This window comes from Reyranella aquatilis (assembly GCF_020880995.1).
Classification (GTDB): domain Bacteria; phylum Pseudomonadota; class Alphaproteobacteria; order Reyranellales; family Reyranellaceae; genus Reyranella; species Reyranella aquatilis.
This window is the reverse complement of record NZ_JAJISD010000006.1, coordinates 1-17112: the sequence shown is the minus strand read 5'-3', so window position 1 is coordinate 17112 and position 17112 is coordinate 1. Positions and strand designations below refer to the sequence as shown.

Sequence of the window (17112 nt, the reverse complement as noted above, 5' to 3'; positions counted from 1 at the left end):
TCCTCCACGCACCTTTTCTTGATCTGTGCGCGGACGCTAACAGCCCGTCTGACGGGCGTCACGCAAGGCCGTGTTCCCCGCTCGCGCTGCGGCCTGCGAGGTCGCTCCGCGGGCGGGATCGCCTACTGCAGTGCCGCCATCACGCGAGCCAGCGCAGGCAGCCGGTATCGGCAAGCACGGGATCGAGCCGGCGCCGGACATTCGCCGGCAGGGCGGCGAGTTTCTTGCGCAGCGCGTCGTAGCACTTGGCCTGGTAGCGGAACGGCGCCTGGCTCCAGGGCCGCCCGAGGATCTCGAGGTCGACCGACGGCGCGCCGGCTTCCAGCGCCGCGCGGTTGGCGCTGAGGAACGGCAGGTAGGTCTCGCCGCAATGCTTCAGCAGCGCGAGCAGCGTTCCGGGCAGCGGCGCATCGGCCGCCAGCCATTCGCCCTCGACGCCCGAGGCATCGTCGAGGCGCAGCAGCCAGCAATAGACGTCGGGCGCGCGCCGCCGCATCTCCACCATCGGCGTGGGATCGACCGACAGGATCTGCAGCTGGCCGAACAGACCGAAATCGGCCAGCGACGGGCGCGAGCCGAACAGGAACTCCTGACGGCGCACATGGGCGTCGAGCGTGTCGAGGATGAAGCGGTAGCTGTCCTCGATGACGGGCCTGTTGGCGTCGGTGCAGCCGACCATCGCCATGCGACCGACCTGGCGGTCGTTGAAGGCCTGCATCGCCTCGCGCCGCGCGGCCTCCGGCATCTGCGGGTTGCGCGAGGTGATCACCCAGACCTGCGCGAATTCGCGATCGGCGGCGTAGAACCAGCGATAGTGGAACATCGCCTTGGTGACCCACTCGTCGCCGAAGTCCTCCAGCAGGTCGCTGAGATAGGCATGCGCGGGATCGTCGGGGATGATCGAGCGCTGGCCGGGATGCGCGCGCTCCAGCGCATGGGCGAGCGGCGTCGAATCGTTCATCAGCGTGCCGTCGGGGAAGCGCAGCACCGGAATGACCGGCGGCAGACCGGCGGCGACGGCGACGTCGCGGGCGGTGCCATCGGCCTGCCACACGAACGGCAGGCGGCGATAGCGCAGCAGGGCGCGCATCTTCACCGAATAGGGCGACGGGGCGATGCCATGGAGGATGTAGGGCTTCGTGCTCATGTCACCACTCATTCCTACCACTGCCCGAAGAAGATGCCGTGCTGGCGGTGCTTGGCCGTACGGGCCTCGACATAGGCATCGTCGACGGTGACGCGGCTCTTGCGCGCTTTGGCCCAGGCGTTCAGCCGCTCCTCCATCTCGCGGAAGATCGGCGCGTAGGTGAGATCGCCGCCGAGGTCGCGGCGCTCCTTCGGATCGTTGGCAAGATCGAACAGCATCGGCCGGTATCCCTGCCACCAGACGTATTTCCAGCGATCGGTGCGCACCATGATGGCGCGGCATTCCGAAGGCTTGCGGCCGAGGATCTTGCGCGCCTCGCGGAAGGAATAGTCGAGTTCGGAAAAGACCGCGTCGCGCCAGCCGTCGAGATGGATCCTGCGCAGCAATGGCAGCAGCGATCGGCCCTCCAGCAGATGGTCCTGCGGCGGCAGGCCCAGCGTCTCGAGGATGGTCGGCACGACGTCGATCGCCTCGACGAAGCGCTCGTCGACCGTGCCGCGCGTCAGATCGGCCTCGGGATCGGGGTCGACCACGATGAAGGGCACACGCTGCGCCTCCTCGTAGAACATCTCTTTTTCGCCCAGCCAGTGGTCGCCCAGGAAGTCGCCATGGTCGGCGGTGAAGACGATCAGCGTGTCGTCGAGCCGTCCGGCCCGCTCCATGTGCGCGAACAGGCGGCCGAGCCAGTCGTCGAGCTGGCGGATCAGGCCCATATAGGCGGGTCGCACGATGCCCGGCGCCTCGGGGCGGCTGAAGGAAACGGATTCCTCCATCTCGCGATAGGCCGCGAGCACGGGATGTTCGTTCGCGCGTTCCTGCTCGTCGCGATTGAGCGGCAGCATGTCGGCGGCGCCGTACATGTTGTGATAGGGCGCGGGCGCCATGTAGGGCCAGTGCGGCTTCACGTAGCTGAGATGCAGGCACCACGGCTTCTCGCCCATCTCGTCGATGAAGCGCATCGCCTCGCGCGTCATGTAGGCGGTCTCGGAATGCTCCTCCTTCACGCGTGCCGGCAGATGGACGTTGCGCATGTGCCAGCCCGACAGCTTCTCGCCGCCGGGACCGTCGGCCGCGATCACGAAATCGTTCCACGGATCGTCGGAGACGTAGCCGTGCCTGCGGAGATAGGCCGCGTAGCCGCTCTCGGCGCCCGGCGGCGAATGGCCGTCATAGCGGTCGAGTTCCTCGAAGCGCCCGGCCCGCATCAGCGCGTCCAGCGCCGAACCGCCCTCGATGCCGAAACGTTCCAGCGCCTCGAGGTCGGGCAGGACATGGGTCTTGCCGGCGAGGGCCACCTTGATTCCGGCCGCCGACAGGAAGTCGCCGATCGTCTTTTCGCGCAGGGAGAGCGGCACGCGGTTCCAGGTGGCGCCGTGGCTCGACACGTAGCGGCCGGTATAGAAACTCATGCGGCTGGGTCCGCAGACGCCGGACTGCACATAGGCGCGCGGGAAGCGCACGCCGCGCGCCGCCAGCGCGTCGATCGCCGGCGTCTTCAGGTGCGGATGGCCGGCGCACGACAGATGGTCCGCGCGCAACTGGTCGCACATGATGAACAAAACGTTTTTGACCTTGCCCACGGTTTCCTCACTCGACGGCTTCTGCGTGCCCTGTCTAACTAAGCCGCATGACACAGGCGCCGTCCATCCGCGACATCATCGATTTCTGGTTCCTGCCGCTGGGGCATCCCGATCGCGGCAAGCCGCGTGACATCTGGTGGACCAGCACGCCCGAGTTCGATGCCGAGATGATCGAGCGGTTCGGGTCCATGATCCCGCGCGCCCTCGCGGGTGAACTCGACGCCTGGAAGGACTCGCCCGAGGGCGCGCTGGCGCTGATCCTTCTCTGCGACCAGTTCACGCGCAACTGCTTCCGCAAGACGGCGCGGGCCTTCGACGGCGACGCCCGGGCCATAGAGACTGCACGTTACGCCCTGGCGCGTTTCTATCCGTCGGTATTCCCGCCCGACATGCGCCTGTTCTTCTACATGCCGTTCGGCCACAGCGAGCATCTGGCCGATCAGCACCTCGCCTGCGCGCTGTTCGAGACCATCGGCGGGGAGAACAACATCAAGTCCGCGATCGAGCACCGCGACGTCGTCGCCCGCTTCGGCCGCTTCCCCCACCGCAACGAAGTGCTGGGCCGGGCGACGACGGCGGAGGAGATCGAGTACCTGAAGAACGCGAACCGCTACGGGCAGTAAAAGAGGTCCCGCGACTGATAGGCGGTGCGGAGCCCCCTCACCCAGCCTCTCCCCCTAGCGGGGGAGAGGAGTTTGAATTTCATGTTCCTCTCCCCCGCCAGGGGGAGAGGTTGGGTGAGGGGGTGACGCAGATTCTAAACGCCCGCGATCTCGCGGTAGAGGTCTGCGGTTTCCGTGTCGAAGCAGCAGAAGATGACTCGCTCGATCATCGGGATCATGTTGACCTCGTGGATGGCGATCTCGGCGGCGTCGCGTTTCGGATAGCCGTAGATGCCGGTCGAGATGGCGGGGAAGGCGATGCTCTGCAGCCCGTGCACGACCGCCAGCGCCAGCGAGTTGCGATAGCAGCGCGCCAGCAGGTTGGGCTCGCCCTGCCGGCCGCCCTGCCATACCGGGCCGACCGTATGGATGACGTGGCGCGCCTTGAGGCGGTAGCCGCTGGTGATCTTCGCTTCGCCGGTCGGGCAGCCGCCCAGCGTGCGGCACTCGGCGAGGAGTTCGGGACCGGCGGCGCGGTGGATGGCGCCATCGACGCCGCCGCCGCCGAGCAGGCTTTCGTTGGCGGCATTCACGATGGCATCGACGTCGAGGCGCGTGATGTCGCCCTCGACGATCTCGATACGGCTCATGCTCTTGCCGGTATCGCCCTTACCAGTAGCGGACGGGACCGGTGTCGAGGTGCACGAAACCGGAGCGCGGATAGAAGCCGACGCCGCCCATGTTGAGCGAGCGCGCCGCCTGGCGGATGCGGAACACGGGGACGCCCGGGAAGCGGATGTCCATCGCATTGCCGTTCATGTGCTGGCTGTCGCGCGCGACGCCGCGGCTGACGCTGGCCAGCCAGGCGTTGCTCTCGGGCGAGCGGAAGGCCGACAGGACCTCGATCGTGCCGGCGTAGCCCGAGATGCGGGCGGTGTGCCACAGCACGTCGAACAGCAGCGGGTCCATCTCGGTCACGCCGGCGTCGCGGCTGTCGCGCAGGAACTGGTTCAGCTGGTCGAGCGCGCTGCGATGATAGGCGCCGTTCGACCAGTAGGTGACCGTCAGCTCTTCCTTGGTGTTGAAATTCATCAGGCTGAGGCTGCGCGGGCTCGACAGGTCGAGTTCCGGCGCCGGAACCGGCGCGGCCATCGCGGCGGCCGAGAAGCCGCCGTAGCGGGCGGCGGCGGCGGCGCGATTCTGCTGCGGCGTGGCGGCCGGCGCCTTCTTCTGCTGGGCAGCGACCTTCTGGACGCTGGCCGACTTGGCCGGTGCGGCTGTCTTCTTCTTCGTGTTAGAATTGTCGGCGGAAGCGGCGCTCTTGACCTTCGGAGCGGTCGAAGCCCCGGTATTCGTCTGGGCGAAGCCGGTGCCGGCAAATGCCAACAGAGTCGCCAGGCTCAGTACAAAGCTACGCATCCCTGCCCCGGTGTTGTTGCATTTTTGTCACAGACACCCTTATCAGAGACCCATTCTCGACTCAAAGCTAAATTCCTGGTCGCGGCTGAGGGCCAGGCCCACAACTTCACCTACCATGCACAAAGTTGGGCCCGTCAGGATGGCCCTCTGAGCCTGCCCCTCGATGGTGGCCAGGGTTCCCACCACCCTCCTTTCGCGCTCGGTCGTCCCGTGCTCGATCAGGGCGACGGGTGTTGAGGGCGGGAGTCCGTGGGCGATGAGCTGCGAGGCGATCTGCTTCAGGGCTCCCACTCCCATATAAATGACGACCGTCTGGCGCGGCCGCGAAAGCATCTCCCAGTCGAGGTTGACGGTGCCGTCCTTCAGGTGACCGGTGACGAGTACGCAGGCCTGCGCATGGTCGCGATGGGTGAGCGGGATGCCCGCGCTGGAGGCGCAGCCCAGCGCCGCGGTCACGCCGGGTACGACTTCGACGGCGATGCCCGCCTTCACCAGCGCCTCGACCTCCTCGCCGCCGCGGCCGAACACGAACGGATCACCGCCCTTCAGGCGCACCACGCTTTTGCCGGCGCGGGCCAGGGCCACCAGCCGGTCGTTGATCTCCTGCTGGGGCACGCAATGATTCGCCCGGCGCTTGCCGACATAGACGCGCTCCGCGTCGCGACGCGCCATCGACAGGACCTCGTCCGAGACCAGCCGGTCGTAGACCACGACGTCGGCGCGTTGCAGCAGCCGGTGCGCCTTCAGTGTCAGCAGGTCGGGGTCGCCGGGGCCAGCGCCCACCAGGTGGACCATGCCGGTCGACGCCGTTTCGTTGCGCACGCCGTCGAGCAGGCGGATCAATTCGCGGCGCGCGCCGATCTCGTCGCCGGCCAGGGCCAGCTCGCCGACACGGCCCTCGAAAACGCGATCCCAGAAGCGACGCCGCGCACGCGGTACGACGAGGGTACGACGAACCTGTTCGCGGAAGACATCGGCGAAGCGCGCGAGCCGGCCCAACGCGGCGGGCAGGCTGCGCTCGATCTCGGCGCGGACACGGCGCGCGAGGGCCGGTGCCGCGCCGCCCGTCGAGATGGCGATGGTGACGGGCGACCGGTCGACGATGGCCGGCATGATGAAGCTGGACAGGGCAGGCCGGTCGACGACGTTGACGGGCACGCACCGCTTCTGCGCCGCCGCCGAGACTCGCGCCTGCTCGGCTTCGTCCTCGGTGGCCACGATGACCAGCGACATCCCGTCCAGTTCGCCGTCATGGAAGTTGCAGCCGGCCCAGGAGATGTGGCCCTCGGCGATCAGCTGGGCGATCTCGCCGCCCACCGTGCCCGCGACGAGGGAGACCTGCGCGCCGGCCTTGAGCAGCAGCTCGGCCTTGCGGGCCGCCGCGTCGCCACCGCCGACGATCAGCGCGCGGCGTCCCTGGAGGGAGAGGAAGAGCGGAAAGGTCTGCATCAGGCTGCCTTTGCGAGACGGGCCTTGCGCAACAGCGCGCGAAGTTCGGGACGGCAGGAACCGCAACTCGTTCCGGCCTGGGTCTGCGCACCGATGGCGGCCAGCGATGTCGCTCCATCGGCAATGGCGGCTTCGACGGCACCGCACGAAACGCCGAAGCAGGCGCAGATCTCGCCGCCGCGATGCATATCGGTGCCGCCGTGCAGCAGCTGGTCACGCTGGGCATCGCTCAGGCGATCCAGCGCCATGAACGGCGCGAAGCGGTCGCGGGCCCCGGCGTCATGCGTCTCGGTCAGCGACAGGATCGCCTCGACCCTTCCATCACTGATGACGGCGGCGACATTTTTCTCGCCGACGAGCCAAGGGCCGGGATTGGTCGTGCGCACGGCCGCCGCCAACATGCGTTGTGCAACTGCGAAGGACTGCTCGCCCGCCACGCTGTAGGCGTGATAGCCGGCGCCCTGCATCCGCGCCCAGTAGGAAATCTCCGGCAGCATGAGAGCGCGACGAGCGAGAATCGTGCCATGCCAGCGCATATCCAGACGTCGAATTTCGACGGGCGTGTGTTTGAGCTCGGGCTGCCCGGAGATCGGATCGACCGCCGGGTTGACCGCAGCGTTTATGCGACCGGCACGACTGACCTGGGCCGTCCAGTGCATCGGGGCGAAGGCCTCGCCGGGCCGCACCGAATCGCTCGCATGCACCCGCATCACGCTCCGTCCCCACGCACTCGACATTTCCGCGATGTCGCCGTCCGCAAGTCCGCGCGCGGACGCATCGCCTGGATGCAGTTCGACGGTGGGCTCCGGACGATGCCCGGCAAGGCGCACCGACTTTCCGGTGCGGGTCATCGTATGCCACTGGTCGCGCACGCGGCCGGTGTTGAGGATCATCGGTCGCGCGGCTTGCGGCGCATTCACGGGCGCGCGTGCCGTCGTGGCGATGAAGCGCGCGCGCCGGTCGGCATGGAAGAAGCCGCCGTCGCCGAAGAAGCGCTTGTCGCTCGCGCCGCCCCAGGTGAAGGGTCGCAGCGAATCGTAGGCGGCATCGTCGAGCGCGGCGCAGTCGCCGATATCGAAATCGCGCGTGCCCGCGTTCTCGAACGCCGACAAGGCGGCGTGCTCGCGGAAGATGTCGGCGACGCCGCGCCAGGCGAAGGCCTGGCCATAGCCGAGGCGCTTTGCGACCTCCGAGAGGATCCACCAGTCCTGCTTCGCCTCGCCGGGCGGCGGCAGGAAGGGCCGCTGGCGCGAGATGCCGCGCTCCGAATTGGTCACCGTGCCGTCCTTCTCCGCCCAGGCCAGCGCCGGCAGGCGGATGCGGCAGGCGTCGACGGTGTCGGTGGCGCGGATCGCCTCCGACACGATCGAGAGATCGCATGCGCGCAACGCCGCGCGGACGGCATCGGCATCGGGAAGACTGTCGACGGGATTGGTGGCCATGATCCACACCGCCTTGATGCGGCCGGCGCGCACCGCGTCGAACAGCTCGACCGCCTTGAGACCGGGCCGGGTCGCCATGCGAGGCGCGCCCCAGAATCGCGCGACCCGGTCGATCTCCGCCGGGCCGAAGTCCATGTGGGCCGCCAGCGTGTTGGACAGCGCACCGACCTCGCGTCCGCCCATCGCATTGGGTTGGCCGGTGATCGAGAAGGGTCCCATGCCGGCCCGGCCGATGCGTCCGGTCAGCAGGTGGCAGTTGATGATCGCGTTCACCTTGTCGACGCCGGCGCTCGACTGGTTCACGCCCTGGGAATAGAGCGTCACCGCCTTCTCGCTGCGGGCAAACCAGTCGAGGAAGGTGGCGAGATCCGAAGCCGCGAGGCCGCAGGCGGCGGCGTCGGTCGCCTGGGCGACGGCCAGCGCCTCGGCGAGACCCGACGTGTGCTGCGCGACGAAGCGGCCGTCGGTCGCGCCGCGCGCCGAAAGACCGGCCAGCAGGACATTGAACAGCGCCACGTCGCTGCCGGGCTTCAGCGCAAGATGAAGATCGGCGATGTCGCAGGTCTCGGTGCGGCGCGGATCGACAACCACGACCTTCATCGACGGCCGCGCGCGCTTGGCCGCCTCGATCCGCTGGAACAGCACGGGATGACACCAGGCGAGATTGCTGCCGACCAGCACCACGAGGTCGGCCAGCTCGAAATCCTCATAGCGTCCCGGCACAGTATCGCTGCCGAAGGCGCGCTTGTGGCCGGCCACCGACGACGCCATGCAGAGACGCGAATTGGTGTCGATGTTGGCGGTGCCGAGGAAGCCTTTGATCAGCTTGTTCGCCGCGTAATAGTCCTCGGTGAGCAACTGGCCGGAGACGTAGAAGGCAACGGCGTCGGGTCCGTGTTCGGCGATGGTCCTGCGGAAACCATCCGCCACCGTGTCGAGCGCCACGTCCCAGGAAACCCGCCGGCCGTCGATCTCGGGATGCAGCAGGCGATCCTCCAGCGACAGGGTCTCGCCCAGTGCCGCGCCTTTCGAGCACAGCCGTCCCTGATTGGCCGGATGATCGTGATCGGCCGCGATGCCTGCCCCGCCCCGGCCGTCGGGCGTGGCGACGATCCCGCATCCCACGCCGCAATAGGGGCAGGTCGTGTGGACACCGGCGGCGGTCATGACGACAACAACGACCTCACCCTGAGGAGCGCTCCGAAGGAGCGCGTCTCGAAGGGTGGGCACGCGCACCACGCTCGTTGCCCATCCGTCGAGACACCATGCTCCGCACGGCTCCTCGGGACGAGGTTGGGTGGATTGATTGAGGACTTAAGGCGCCTAGTAGACATCGCGCTGATACCGGCCGGCCTTCGCGAGGCCGTCGAGCCAGACCTTCGCCTCCGCAGGGCTCCTGCCGCCCTGCTCCATGGCGATATCGAGCAGCGCCGTCTCGACGTCCTTGGCCATGCGCTTGGCGTCGCCGCAGACGTAGAAGTGCGCCCCCTGCTCGAACCAGGCCCAGAGTTCGGCGGCGTTCTCGCGCATGCGGGTCTGGACGTAGATCTTCTCGGCCTGGTCGCGCGAGAAGGCGAGATCGAGGCGCGACAGGACTCCGCGCCGCTGCCAGTCGGCGATCTGGTCCTCGTAGAGGAAGTCCGTCGTGCGCTTCTGGTCACCGAAGAACAGCCAGTTCCTGCCTTTGGCCCCGCGCGCATCGCGCTCCTCCAGGAAAGCCCGGAACGGCGCGATGCCCGTGCCCGGCCCGACCATGATGGCGGGCACCGTATCGTCCACGGGCGGCGCGAAGCCATGGCTCTTCTGCACGAACACCGGGATGACGTCACCCGGTTTGGCAAAGTCGGCGAGGTAGCACGAGCCGATGCCGGTCCGGGTCCTTTCCTTCGCGTCCCAACGCACCGCCGAGACCGTCAGATGGACCTCGCCCGGATGCGCCTTGGGCGACGAGGCGATCGAATAGAGACGCGGCTGCAGCCGGTCGAGCGACTTCAACAGGCCGGGCAGCGACGGCGAGACCGACGGGAAGGCCTGCAACAAGTCGAGCAGATCGGCCTCGGCCAGTTCCGGCGGCCCCTCGCCCGCCGCCAGCGCCTGGAGCTTCAAGGCTTCCTCGCCGTCGAAGGCACGGTTCGCGAGGAACAGCATGCACTCGTCGCTCGGCCGGGCGATGTCGACCTTGCTGAGCAGCGCCTGCCGCAGTGGCAGCGCCTCGTGATCGATGCCGACCATCTCCTCGCCGGTGGCGCCGAGCCGGTCGAGCACCGCCTGCACGAGCTGCGGATTCTTGCGGGCGAAGACGCCCAGGCTGTCGCCCGCCTCGTATGTGACGTCGCTCGCCGAGAGATCGAGCACGACGTGGCGCACGTCCTTGGCGGAGCCGGGGCGGTTGAGCGGATGAGCGTCGACCAGCGTGGCGAGTGCGGGCCGGTCGCGCGAGAAGCCGACCTGTGCCGCGGGTTTCAAGGCGGGGGCCGCGACGGCGGAACCGCTTCGCAGCGGCTCGAGCGCAGCCACGAGTTCCTTGATCTTGCGCTGCGTTTCCTTGCCGCCCGGCACGCAGCGGCCCAGGTCGGCCTCGGCGCCGGACCACACCGCCTCGGCATAGGTCTGGCAGAGATAGCCGCACTGGCCGCAATCGAGCTGCGCCATCGCGGCCATGAGCTGGCGCTCGGGCTTCGCGCCTTTTGCCAGGTCGAGCCGCTCGGCCATCGTCAGCGCCGCATCGTGCCAGGGATGATCCTCGGGCTCGGCAGGTTCTGCCGCCTCATCCGCAGCGGCGCTGTCGGCGACGCCGAGATAGGCGGCGAAGAAGCCGTTCAGCCAGGCGCGCTGTTCCGTCGAGAACGGCGCGTTCTCGGGGACGATCTGCGGAATGGGCGTCACGATGTTCATGCGGCAAGCGCCAGCACCGGCGCGCGATCGGCCAGCTCGCGCAGGGCCGCGATCTCATGGCGTCGGCAGAACTCGAAGAACGATTCGGCGGCGGACAAACGGTGCGCCAGATAGGCCGACAACAGCCTTTCGAGAAGCGGCGGCAGGTCGTCGAAGGCAATCGAGCTCGCGTACTCCCGCGCCATCGCCTGCTCAGCGGTCGCCGCGGCGCCGCCGCCGATGAAGACGTGATAGCCCTCTACGCTGTCCTCGCCGCGCTCGACCTTTGCCGCGATCAGGCCGATGTCGCCGACATAGTGCTGCGCGCAGGAATGGTGGCAGCCGGTCAGGTGGATGTTGATCGGCGTGTCGATGGCCAGTCGCCTCTCGAGATGCTCCACCAGCTTCAATCCATGGCCCTTGGTGTTCGCCGCCGCGAACTTGCAGCCGGCATTGCCGGTGCAGGCGACCAGGCCCCGCCGCAGGGCACTCGCCTCGACGCGCAGCCCGAGCGCCGCGAAGGCGGTGATGCAGAGGCCGACGTCGCGGTCGGCCACGTCTGAGATCAGCAGGTTCTGCCACACGGTCAGCCGGATCGTACCGCTGCCGAAGCGCTCCGCGATCTCGGCGACGCCGCGCATCTGCGCCGACGTCATGCGGCCCACCGGCAGGACGAGGCCGAGATAGTTGAGCCCCGCCTGCTTCTGGCGATGCACGCCGATATGGCCATGCTTGTCCGCCAGCGTGCGCGGCGCCAACTGCGCGCCCGCTGCACGGCGCAGCTTCGCCCCATGTTCCTTTTCGACTTCGGCCAGGAAGGCTTCGCGGCCCATGCGATCGATCACGTACTTCAGTCGCGCCTTCTGCCGGTTGGTGCGATCGCCGTGGATGGCAAAGGCACGCACCACGGCGCCCGCCACGGGCACGCATTCGTCGGACTTCAGGAGAACCCCGGTCTCGAAGGCGAAATCGAGATGGCCGGTGATACCGCCCAACTGGAGGTGAAAATAGATGCCGGGCTCAAAGCCCTCGCCGCCCGTCACCTCGGTCGCCACGAAGCCGATGTCGTTGGTGTCCTCGAGGACGGGCACGCGCCCACCGCCGTCGAAGGCGATGTTGAACTTGCGCGGCAGGCCATACATCTCGCGGTGATTGAGGATGTAATGGTGCATGGCGCGGCACAGCGGCTGCGTGTCGTAGAGCTCCTGCGGGTCGATGCCGGCCGTCGCGCTGCCGGTGATGTTGCGGATGTTATCGGCGCCGGAGCCGCGTGCCGTGAGCCCGAGATCCTGCACGGCCAGCAGCAGGTCGATCGCGTGCCGTGCCGGAATCTCGCGGATCTGCAGGTTGGCGCGCGTCGTGACATCGGCATAGCCGCCGCCGAACGCGTCGGCCGCGTCGGCCAGGCCGCGCATCTGCCAGGCGTTCAGGATGCCGTTGGGCATGCGCAGCCGACACATGAAGGAATTCTCGGCCGGCGCGACGAAGAAGAGTCCGTGATACTTCGTGAGGAAGACGTCGATGCCCTTGGGAAACTGCCCCGCCCCGGCGCGCTCCACCAGCTCGTCCCAGCGATCGAGCGGATGACGCGCCCGCTTGGCCGTCTCCTCGGCCACCAGCCGGCCGCCGGCCGCCACGGCACGGTCCTGCGCGGCATGCTGCAGGGCATCCGGTCCGATCGCCTGACCCGCTGCCGGCGCGCCCGGCGGGCGTGAGGCGAGCTTGTCCGCCGCCTTGCGGGCTTCGATCCCGCTGACGAAACCCTGCAGCCACTGCTTCTGGGCGTCGTCGAATTCCTCGGTCATGCGGCCCGCGCCGGCACCCTGTGACGTGCATAGAGGAACTCGAGCACGGCCGCGCGGCAGCGGGCGTATTCGGCATCCGTCGCCAGTTCGAGCCGGCGGCGCGGCCGGGGCAGGTCGACCGGCAGAATCTCGCCGATCGTGGCGGCGGGACCGTTGGTCATCATCACCACGCGGTCCGACAGCAGCACCGCCTCGTCGACATCGTGGGTGATCATCATCACCGTGTTGCCGAGGCGCGCATGGATCTCCATGACGCTGTCCTGCAGGTGCGCGCGGGTGAGTGCATCGAGCGCGCCGAACGGCTCGTCCATCAGCAGGACCTTGGGCTGCATGGCGAGCGCCCGCGCGATGCCCACGCGCTGTTTCATGCCGCCCGACACTTCGTGCGGCCGCTTGTCCTTGGCCTGGGCCATCTGCACCAGTTCGAGATTGTGCATCACCCAGTCGTGGCGCTCGGCCTTGCTCTTCGACGAGCCGAACACCTTGTCGACGGCGATCGCGATGTTGCCGTAGACGGTCAGCCACGGCAGCAGCGAATGGTTCTGGAACACGATGGCGCGGTCGGGACCCGGATCGTCGACAACCTTGCCTTCGAGGAAGACCTCGCCGCTTGTCGACTTCAGCAGGCCGCCCAGGATGTTGAGCAGGGTCGACTTGCCGCAGCCGGAATGGCCGATCAGCGAGACGAACTCGCCCTGCTCGATGCGCAGGTTGACGTCGCGCAGCACTTCCGTCGCCATCTGGCCGCGGCGGAAGCTCATGCCGACCTGTTCGAACTTGAGATAGGGCTGGGTTGTCATGGCCGGGTGCTCCCCTACTGCGCCGAGACGCCGTGCGACACGAAGTGACCGATCGTGGCGATCAGCTTGTCGAGCAGGAAGCCGACGATGCCGATATAGACGAGCGCCACGATGATGTCGGAGATGCGCGAGCTGTTCCACGCGTCCCAGATGAAGAAGCCGATGCCGACGCCGCCGATCAGCATCTCGGCCGCCACGATGGCGAGCCAGCTGAGGCCGACGCCGATGCGCAGGCCGGTGAAGATGTAGGGCACGGTGGCGGGCAGCGTGATCTTGTAGAAGACCTCCCACCAGGACAGCCGGATCACGGCCGCCACGTTGCGATAGTCCTGCGGGATGTTCCGCACGCCCACCGAGGTGTTGATGATGATCGGCCAGATCGAGGTGATGAAGATCACGAACAGGGCCGAGGGATCGGCATGGCGGAAGCCCGCCAGCGACAGCGGCAGCCAGGCGAGCGGCGGCACGGTGCGCAGCACCTGGAAGATCGGATCGAGGCCGCGCATCGCCCAGGTGCTCTGGCCGACCAGAACGCCGAGCGCGATGCCGACCACGGCGGCGAGGCTGAAGCCGATCGCCACGCGCCCCAGGCTCTTGGAAATCTGCCAGAACGCGCCCTTGTCGATGCCGCCATTGTCGTAGAACGGGTCGGCGATGAAATCCCAGGCGTCGGCCACCACCTTGGTCGGCGGCGGCAGGCGCGCGCCGGGCTCCGAGCAGAGCAGCTGCCAGACGAACAGCGTGATCGAGAGCACGATGAGCGGCGGCAGGACCACGCTCGCGACATGGCGCGCCATCTCCAGAGCGCGTTCGAGAGCCGGCCGCACGGGCGGCCGGAACGTGACGATCTCGGCCGAGGTTTCCGGCACAGGTGTCGCAGCGGCCACGGAGGCCGCCCTTGCAGTGGCCGGCATCACGCCACCTTCTTGATCTGGAGGGCCGCCAGATAGGCCTTCGGATCGGCCGGGTCGAAGACCTTGCCGTCGAAGAAGGTTTCCTTGCCGCGCGACACGCCGGCCGGCATCTGGTTCGCGGGAACGCCGATCGCCTTGGCGGCCTCGCGCCACAGATCCTCGCGGTTGACCTTGCCGATGATTGCCTTGGTGTCGAGGTCGGCGGCCATCATGCCCCAGCGCTGGTTCTCGGTCAGGAACCAGAGTTCGTGGCTCTGGTAGGGATAGGAGGCGTGGTCGCGCCAGAACTTCATCGACAGGTCGCGGTTGTCGATCTTGCGGCCGTCGCCGTAGTTCACCTTGCCTTCGATGCGGTTGATGATGTCGGAGGGGGGACAGTTGAACCACTGGCGCTTGCCGACGATGTCGGCCAGTTCCTTGCCGTTCTCGAGCTTGTCGCACCACTGCGCCGCCTCGAGCACAGCCTGCAGGACGGCCAGCGCCGCCTTCGGATTCTTGTCGACCCACTCGGCGCGCATGGCGAGGCTCTTCTCCGGATGGTCCTTCCAGATGTCGCCCGTGGTGCAGGCGGTGTAGCCGATGCCCTGGTTGACGAGCTGCTCGTTCCACGGTTCGCCGACGCAGAAGGCCTCCATGCTGCCGACCTTCATGTTGGCCACCATCTGGGGCGGCGGCACGACGATGGTCGAGACGTCCTTGTCGGGATCGATGCCGCCCGCGGCCAGCCAGTAGCGGATCCACAGGTCGTGGGTGCCGCCGCGGAAGGTCATCGCGCACTTCGGGTCCTTGCCGGCGGCCTTCATCTTGGCGAAGGCCTCCTTGAGCGGCGCCGCATTGACGGTGGCGCCGGTGCTCATCAGGTCCTTGGCGACCGAGATCGCCTGGCCGTTCGTGTTGAGGCGCGACAGGATGTACATCGGCACCGGCTTGTTCTCCGGCGTCGTGAGCCCCAGCGACATCTGGTAGGGCTTGGGCGTCAGGATATGGGCGCCGTCGACGCCGCCCGAAGACGAACCCAGCACGGTATTGTCGCGCGTCGTCCCCCACGACGCCTGCTTGGCGACGTTGGCGTCGGTGATGCCGTACTTGTCGAACAGCTTCTTTTCCTTGGCGATGATCAGCGGCGAGGAATCGGTGAGCGCGATGAAGCCCAGCGTGACCTTGTTGGTCTCCGGTCCGCTCGTCTGCGCGAAGGCACCGCCCGGAAAGGAGGCACGCACGGCGCTCATCAGGGCGGCCGTCGCCGCGACGCCCGAGGCGCTCTTGAGAAGGTCGCGCCGTCCCAGGCCCTTGCGGCCGTTCCTGTTAGCCATGATTGCTCTCCTGCTGTTTGAAGGTCTTTGACGTTTCTGTGCTTGGGTCGAACACCGACCCATCGAGGAAACTGTCCGGTCCCATCGCGACCGGTGCGCCGTTGGTCGGGATGATCCAGGGATCCGGATGCGCGCCCTCGACCTTGCGATCGTCGAGCGGGCACGGCAGCCCCAGTTCGCTGGCCGCGGCGCGGTAGATGTCGCTGCGGAAGACACGGTCGGCGACGGCCCGCATGTCGTGGCGTGGCGCCACCTGTCCCCACCGCACCATCTGCGACAGGTACCAGTCGGCGTGGCTGCGCCATGGGAAGTTGGCGAGCTGGCGATGGAAGATGTGGAAGTCCGGCTGGCTCAAGGAGCGGCCGATCACGTCGGCCGGCACGTTGAGGAAGCGCGGCGTCGACAGGATGCGCGCCGCCTCGGGCCGGTTGGCCGGCTCGTCGAGCCAGGCGCCGGCCTCGGTGATGGCCTTCACCAGCGCGATCAGGGTCTTGGGATTCTGCTGCGCCCACGCCTCGGTCGTGCCGAGGATCTTCTCCGGCATCGAGTCCCAGATCTGCCGGCTGGACGCGGCGATGCGGCCGATGCCGAGGCTCGCAGATTGCTGGTTCCACGGCTCGCCGACGCAGTAGCCGTCGATGGTGCCGCCGGAAAGATGCGCCACCATGTGCGGCGGCGGCACTACCGTGAGACGCACGTCGCGATCCGGATCGATGCCGCCCGACGCGAGCCACAGACGCAGCAGGTGGTTGTGAGAGGAGTAGGTGAAGACCGACGCCAGCGTGATGGGCGCCCGGCCGTCGCGGCGACGGCGGGCGACGACCACCGCCAGCGCGCGGGCGTCGAGCGGCGCTCCGGCGGGACGGTTGTCGCCGACATGCTCGGGCGCGGCTTCCTCGATCTCGCGCCACAGACCGTTCGAGAGCGTGATCGAGTTGCCGTTGAGGTGCAGCGTCATCGCCGCGATCATCGGGACGTTGACGCTGTCGATGCCGAGCGTGGTCGCGAGCGGCATCGGCGAGAGCATGTGGGCGGCGTCGAGCAGGCCGACCGCCAGCTTGTCGCGGATGTTCGACCACGAGACTTCGCGGCGCAGCTCGACGTCGAGACCGTGACGCTCGTAGAGGCCGAGGACCTCCGCGAACAGCACGGGCGCGCAGTCGATCAGGGGAATGAACCCCACTCTCACCTTCGGTCGCTCGACGTGACCCACCAGACTCGACTCCAAAAAAAACGACGCCCCAAGCGGCCGCGGGAAAGCGACCGTGTGGGACGTCGTTGTCCGGAAAGGCAGACCGCCATTGGCCTGCCCTTGAAATTCAGGAGGCGCCCATCATTGGGCGTCTCGCTGACAAGACAGCAGGAACCATGCCAAGCGGCAGGCGCGCCGAGGCGAAGTGCGAAGCGCCTGATCCTATTGGAGAATTCGGCAGATGCGTTGTGCAGTGCCCAAATCACATCCAGATGGTTGTGATACCGCCTGCCCGCTTGCGCGCCAGTGCCGCCGAAGAGGCAGGCAGTTGGCCTGAAGCGAAAGGTCTCTCACTTCGTTCGGGATGACGCCGATTTCTGACTCGACGCATTGCGCCAATCCCGACGGCGATGTCATCTCGAACGAAGTGAGGGACCTTTGTGCCTCTTAGCGCCGTTCCAGGTCACATTGACCCACTTACCTCATCCTGAGCGACCGTCGTGAGGGTCAAGCGTTTGCCCATGGCTTTTTGTCCCTGAGGATTGCGTTGAGGATGGTCACGAGCTTGCGCATGC

At 67.6% G+C, this 17112-nt stretch carries 13 protein-coding genes; 1 reads left to right on the top strand and 12 read right to left on the bottom strand.

Annotated elements, in window-relative coordinates:
* Nucleotides 1-139 precede the first annotated feature (139 nt).
* Together LJ725_RS14530 and LJ725_RS14525 are read right to left on the bottom strand one after the other, a co-directional pair.
* A complete protein-coding gene (locus LJ725_RS14530; RefSeq protein ID WP_230551365.1) occupies nucleotides 140-1147 on the bottom strand; it encodes a glutathione S-transferase family protein in 1008 nt (335 codons plus the stop codon).
* 14 nt (nucleotides 1148-1161) lie between these two features.
* Nucleotides 1162-2727, bottom strand: a complete 1566-nt coding sequence (locus LJ725_RS14525; protein WP_230551364.1) for a sulfatase-like hydrolase/transferase — start codon at nucleotides 2725-2727, stop codon at nucleotides 1162-1164.
* A gap of 47 nt (nucleotides 2728-2774) precedes the next feature.
* Here LJ725_RS14525 and LJ725_RS14520 point away from each other — a divergent pair, with 47 nt between their 5' ends.
* On the top strand, nucleotides 2775-3350 hold the full coding sequence (locus LJ725_RS14520; RefSeq protein WP_230551363.1) for a DUF924 family protein: 576 nt from the start codon (nucleotides 2775-2777) through the stop codon (nucleotides 3348-3350).
* A gap of 134 nt (nucleotides 3351-3484) precedes the next feature.
* Here LJ725_RS14520 and LJ725_RS14515 read toward each other — a convergent pair whose 3' ends face one another.
* The 10 genes from LJ725_RS14515 to LJ725_RS14470 all read right to left on the bottom strand — a co-directional run bounded on the left by LJ725_RS14515 (nucleotide 3485) and on the right by LJ725_RS14470 (nucleotide 16558).
* A complete protein-coding gene (locus LJ725_RS14515; RefSeq protein ID WP_230551362.1) occupies nucleotides 3485-3979 on the bottom strand; it encodes an O-acetyl-ADP-ribose deacetylase in 495 nt (164 codons plus the stop codon).
* 19 nt (nucleotides 3980-3998) lie between these two features.
* Nucleotides 3999-4748 (bottom strand): DUF882 domain-containing protein, encoded by a 750-nt coding sequence (locus tag LJ725_RS14510; protein WP_230551361.1) that lies wholly within the window; start codon nucleotides 4746-4748, stop codon nucleotides 3999-4001.
* Between the two features lie 42 nt (nucleotides 4749-4790).
* Nucleotides 4791-6197: a siroheme synthase CysG gene (cysG, locus tag LJ725_RS14505; RefSeq protein ID WP_230551360.1), complete on the bottom strand. Its 1407-nt coding sequence runs from the start codon at nucleotides 6195-6197 to the stop codon at nucleotides 4791-4793.
* Nucleotides 6197-8806, bottom strand: coding sequence for a nitrate reductase (locus LJ725_RS14500; protein WP_230551359.1), 2610 nt, complete (start codon nucleotides 8804-8806; stop codon nucleotides 6197-6199). The genes cysG and LJ725_RS14500 overlap by 1 nt, the downstream gene beginning before the upstream one ends.
* A 156-nt stretch (nucleotides 8807-8962) precedes the next feature.
* On the bottom strand, nucleotides 8963-10534 hold the full coding sequence (locus tag LJ725_RS14495) for a sulfite reductase subunit alpha (protein ID WP_230551358.1): 1572 nt from the start codon (nucleotides 10532-10534) through the stop codon (nucleotides 8963-8965).
* The gene (locus tag LJ725_RS14490) at nucleotides 10531-12318 is read right to left on the bottom strand and encodes a NirA family protein (protein WP_230551357.1); all 1788 of its coding nucleotides are present in this window, start codon (nucleotides 12316-12318) and stop codon (nucleotides 10531-10533) included. The genes LJ725_RS14495 and LJ725_RS14490 overlap by 4 nt, the downstream gene beginning before the upstream one ends.
* Nucleotides 12315-13118, bottom strand: a complete 804-nt coding sequence (locus LJ725_RS14485) for an ABC transporter ATP-binding protein (RefSeq protein ID WP_230551356.1) — start codon at nucleotides 13116-13118, stop codon at nucleotides 12315-12317. Before LJ725_RS14485 ends, LJ725_RS14490 begins: the two co-directional genes overlap by 4 nt.
* 14 nt (nucleotides 13119-13132) lie before the next feature.
* Nucleotides 13133-14032 (bottom strand): nitrate ABC transporter permease, encoded by a 900-nt coding sequence (gene ntrB, locus LJ725_RS14480; protein ID WP_230551355.1) that lies wholly within the window; start codon nucleotides 14030-14032, stop codon nucleotides 13133-13135.
* Nucleotides 14032-15345 carry a CmpA/NrtA family ABC transporter substrate-binding protein gene (locus LJ725_RS14475; RefSeq protein ID WP_230551354.1) on the bottom strand — a complete coding sequence of 438 codons (1314 nt, stop codon included), beginning with the start codon at nucleotides 15343-15345 and terminating at the stop codon, nucleotides 14032-14034. The genes ntrB and LJ725_RS14475 overlap by 1 nt, the downstream gene beginning before the upstream one ends.
* On the bottom strand, nucleotides 15338-16558 hold the full coding sequence (locus LJ725_RS14470) for a CmpA/NrtA family ABC transporter substrate-binding protein (protein WP_329958367.1): 1221 nt from the start codon (nucleotides 16556-16558) through the stop codon (nucleotides 15338-15340). The genes LJ725_RS14475 and LJ725_RS14470 overlap by 8 nt, the downstream gene beginning before the upstream one ends.
* Nucleotides 16559-17112 lie beyond the last annotated feature (554 nt).

What these genes read in the sequence shown, in the direction of transcription:
- LJ725_RS14530 (WP_230551365.1), bottom strand. Translation starts at nt 1,147, where the DNA reads ATGAGCACGAAGCCCTACATCCTCCATGGCATCGCCCCGTCGCCCTAT.
- LJ725_RS14520 (WP_230551363.1), top strand. Translation starts at nt 2,775, where the DNA reads ATGACACAGGCGCCGTCCATCCGCGACATCATCGATTTCTGGTTCCTG.
- LJ725_RS14515 (WP_230551362.1), bottom strand. Translation starts at nt 3,979, where the DNA reads ATGAGCCGTATCGAGATCGTCGAGGGCGACATCACGCGCCTCGACGTC.
- LJ725_RS14510 (WP_230551361.1), bottom strand. Translation starts at nt 4,748, where the DNA reads ATGCGTAGCTTTGTACTGAGCCTGGCGACTCTGTTGGCATTTGCCGGC.
- cysG (WP_230551360.1), bottom strand. Translation starts at nt 6,197, where the DNA reads ATGCAGACCTTTCCGCTCTTCCTCTCCCTCCAGGGACGCCGCGCGCTG.
- LJ725_RS14500 (WP_230551359.1), bottom strand. Translation starts at nt 8,806, where the DNA reads ATGACCGCCGCCGGTGTCCACACGACCTGCCCCTATTGCGGCGTGGGA.
- LJ725_RS14495 (WP_230551358.1), bottom strand. Translation starts at nt 10,534, where the DNA reads ATGAACATCGTGACGCCCATTCCGCAGATCGTCCCCGAGAACGCGCCG.
- LJ725_RS14490 (WP_230551357.1), bottom strand. Translation starts at nt 12,318, where the DNA reads ATGACCGAGGAATTCGACGACGCCCAGAAGCAGTGGCTGCAGGGTTTC.
- LJ725_RS14485 (WP_230551356.1), bottom strand. Translation starts at nt 13,118, where the DNA reads ATGACAACCCAGCCCTATCTCAAGTTCGAACAGGTCGGCATGAGCTTC.
- ntrB (WP_230551355.1), bottom strand. Translation starts at nt 14,032, where the DNA reads ATGCCGGCCACTGCAAGGGCGGCCTCCGTGGCCGCTGCGACACCTGTG.
- LJ725_RS14475 (WP_230551354.1), bottom strand. Translation starts at nt 15,345, where the DNA reads ATGGCTAACAGGAACGGCCGCAAGGGCCTGGGACGGCGCGACCTTCTC.